The organism is Herbaspirillum lusitanum P6-12 (assembly GCF_000256565.1).
In the GTDB taxonomy this organism is placed as follows: Bacteria; Pseudomonadota; Gammaproteobacteria; order Burkholderiales; family Burkholderiaceae_D; genus Herbaspirillum; species Herbaspirillum lusitanum.
On record NZ_AJHH01000138.1, the window covers coordinates 1 to 3,342 of the forward strand.

At 64.4% G+C, this 3,342-nt stretch carries 4 protein-coding genes; all 4 read left to right on the forward strand.

Annotated elements, in window-relative coordinates; translation table 11 throughout:
- Window positions 1–808: ABC transporter permease (locus HLUSI_RS0104915; protein WP_016832912.1), on the forward strand; the 808-nt coding region annotated here is incomplete at its 5' end.
- A gap of 1 nt (window position 809) precedes the next feature.
- On the forward strand, window positions 810–1,718 hold the full coding sequence (locus HLUSI_RS0104920) for an ABC transporter permease (RefSeq protein ID WP_016832913.1): 909 nt from the start codon (window positions 810–812) through the stop codon (window positions 1,716–1,718).
- A complete protein-coding gene (locus tag HLUSI_RS0104925) occupies window positions 1,715–2,701 on the forward strand; it encodes an ABC transporter ATP-binding protein (RefSeq protein WP_016832914.1) in 987 nt (328 codons plus the stop codon). The genes HLUSI_RS0104920 and HLUSI_RS0104925 overlap by 4 nt, the downstream gene beginning before the upstream one ends.
- On the forward strand, window positions 2,698–3,342 hold a 645-nt coding region (locus tag HLUSI_RS0104930), incomplete at its 3' end, for an ATP-binding cassette domain-containing protein (protein WP_016832915.1). The genes HLUSI_RS0104925 and HLUSI_RS0104930, both read left to right, overlap by 4 nt.

Below are 3,342 nucleotides of genomic sequence, written 5' to 3' on the forward strand. Positions count from 1 at the left end.
CGAGCGCGCGCGCGTGATCGCCGCCTTTGGCCTGGACCAGCCGCTGTGGGTGCAATACTTTTACTTCATCAAGAATGCATTGGCCGGCGACATGGGACGTTCTTTCGTCTACGCCACGCCGGCATTGGGCCTGATCCTGGAGCGCCTGCCTGCCACGCTGGAACTGGCCGTGGCCGCCATCCTGATCGCCATTGTCATCGGACTGCCGCTTGGGTTGTGGGCAGGTTTGCGGCCCAAGAGTTTCGCCGGCAAGACCATCATGACGGTGTCGATCTTCGGCTTTTCGCTGCCGACCTTCTGGGTCGGGCTGATGCTGATCATGGTGTTCGCCGTCGAGCTGGGCTGGCTGCCGACCGGCGGACGCGGCCAGACGGCGCTGCTGTTCGGCATCCCGTTCGGCTTCCCGACCTGGGACGGACTCAGGCATTTGCTGATGCCGGCGCTCAACCTGTCGCAGGAAGCGCTGCTGCAGGATTACATCAAGTTCGCGCGCGCCAAGGGCCTGCGCAACAGCCGCATCATCGGCGTGCACGTGCTCAAGAACATCCTGATCCCGATCGTCACCGTGGTGGCGCTCCAGTTCGGCTCCATCATCGCCTTCTCTATCGTGACCGAATCCATCTTCGCCTGGCCCGGCGTCGGCAAGCTCCTGATCGACTCGATCCGCGTGCTCGACCGCCCCGTGATCGTCGCCTTCCTGTCGCTGATCGTGGTCATCTTCATCCTCATCAACCTGTGTGTCGACCTGCTGTATTCGCTGCTCGATCCACGTGTGCGCTTGTCTGAAACATCGGAAGCGAAGGGCTGACATGGTTTCGAAATTAACCCGAAAAATCACCCAGGCCGACACGCCGTTTACGCGATTCCTGCAAGGCTATTTCGCCAGCCGCATCGCCACTTTCGGGTTCGCATTATTGCTGTTGATCCTGCTGGCGGCCTTGTTCGCACCGCTGGTCTCGCCGCAGAATCCCTACGACCTGGAGCATCTCGACGTCATGGACTCGCGCCTGGAGCCCGGCAAGACCGCCATGGAAGGCAATCTCACCTATGTGCTCGGCACCGACGACCAGGGGCGCGACATGCTGTCGGCGATCCTGTACGGCTTGCGCATTTCCGTCATGGTCGGCGTCACCAGCACCGTGATTGCGCTGGCCATCGGCCTGTCGCTGGGTTTGCTGGCCGGCTATGCCGGCGGTCGCATCGAGGCGCTGATCATGCGCGTGGCCGACATCCAGCTGGCGTTTCCACCGATCCTGGTGGCGTTGATTTTGCTGGCCTTGACCGGGCGCGGCATCGACAAGATCATCATCGCGCTGGTCACCGTGCAATGGGCGTATTACGCGCGCACCACGCGCAGTACGGCGCTGGTGGAACGCAAGAAGGAATACATCGAAGCCGCGCGCCTGCTCGGCCTGTCGCCGCTGCGCATCATGTTCCGCCATCTGTTGCCTAACTGCCTGCCGCCGCTGATCGTGATCGCGGCGCTGCAAGTGGCCTCGGCGATTTCGCTGGAGGCGACGCTGTCCTTCCTCGGGCTCGGCCTGCCGGTAACGGAGCCGTCGCTGGGACTGCTGATCTCCAATGGGTTCCAATACCTGATGTCGGGAAAATACTGGATCAGCTTCTTCCCCGGGGTGGCGCTGCTGGCCACCGTGGTGGCGATCAACCTGGTCGGCGACCGCCTGCGCGACATCCTCAATCCACGGTGGCAGAAATGAGCGCGCTCACGCTGGAAGTGCGCAATCTGCGCACGCATTTCTTTACTCCCGAAGGCGTGCTGCCGGCGGTCGATGACGTCTCCTTGTCGGTCGGTCGTGGCCGCATTCTGGGCCTGGTCGGCGAATCCGGTTCCGGAAAATCGATGACCGGGTATTCCATCATGGGCCTGATCGACGAGCCGGGAAAAGTGGCCGGCGGCCGTATCCTGCTCAACGGCCGCGACCTGCGCAGCCTGCCCGCCGAAGACATGCGCCGTATTCGCGGCAACCGCATCGCGATGATCTTTCAGGATCCGATGATGACGCTGAATCCGGTGCTGCGCATCGACACCCAGATGATCGAGGCCGTGCGCGCGCATCAGGACGTCAGCAAGGACGCCGCGCTGGCGATGGCGCGCGAGGCGCTGGTGCGGGTCGGCATCGCCGCGCCGGACGAGCGCCTCAATGCCTATCCGCATCAGTTCTCGGGCGGCATGCGCCAGCGCGTCGCCATCGCGATTGCGCTGCTCAACAAGCCGGACCTGATCATTTGCGACGAGCCGACCACCGCGCTCGACGTCACCATCCAGGGCCAGATCCTGTTCGAGATGCAGAAGCTGTGCCGCGAATCCGGCACGGCGCTGATCTGGATCACCCACGATCTTTCGGTAGTCGCCGGGCTGGCCGACACCGTCAGCGTGATGTATGCCGGCCGCATCGTTGAAAGCGGCGAGGTCGCCCAGGTGCTGACTCGCCCACGCCATCCGTACACGCACGGCCTGATCGCCTCGGCGCCGTCGCGCAACCCGCGCGGCCAGGCCCTGCGCCAGATTCCCGGCAGCACGCCGTCGCTGCTGAAACTGCCGTCCGGCTGCGCCTTTCGCGACCGCTGCGCGCACGCCGCCATCGAATGCACGCAGACGCCGGAGACGCGCATCGTCGACGGCCGCGCCTTGCGCTGTTTTCATCCGATGGCCGATGAGTTTGCCGGGAGCGCCGCATGAACCAGGGACACGACACCATGCCGCCATTGCTGGAACTGCGCCACGTCTCCAAACGCTTCGTCAAGCCGCTCGACAGCGCCGCCAGGACTTCCAACCTGATCACGCGGCCGTTCGGCAGAGTCCTGCACGAAGAAGTCGTGCACGCGGTCGACGACGTCAGCCTGCACATCAATGCCGGCGAAGTGGTCGGCCTGGTCGGTGAATCAGGGTGCGGAAAATCGACGCTGGGCCGCATGGCGGTGGGCCTGCACGGCCTGACCGAAGGCCGGCGCCTGTGGCGCGGCGAAGACCTCGACGCGCTGTCGCCGCAGCAACGGCGCGAGCGCCAATTGGCGATCCAGATGATCTTCCAAGATCCCTACGCCTCGCTCAATCCGCGTTTGCGCGTGGTCGACATCGTCGGCGAAGCGCCGGTCGTGCACGGCATCACCGGCAGGCGCGAGCAACAGGATTATGTCGCCGACCTGCTGCAGCGCGTGGGTCTGAGCGGCGACATGCTGCGCCGTTTTCCGCATCAGTTTTCCGGCGGCCAGCGCGCCCGCGTCGGCATCGCACGCGCGCTCGCAGTCAAGCCGAAATTCCTGGTCTGCGACGAAGCAGTAGCGGCGCTCGACGTGTCGATCCAGGCGCAGGTGCTCAAC

Excerpts from the sequence above, each read along its gene's own strand:
- HLUSI_RS0104920 (WP_016832913.1), top strand. The coding sequence starts at position 810 with ATGGTTTCGAAATTAACCCGAAAAATCACCCAGGCCGACACGCCGTTT.
- HLUSI_RS0104925 (WP_016832914.1), top strand. The coding sequence starts at position 1,715 with ATGAGCGCGCTCACGCTGGAAGTGCGCAATCTGCGCACGCATTTCTTT.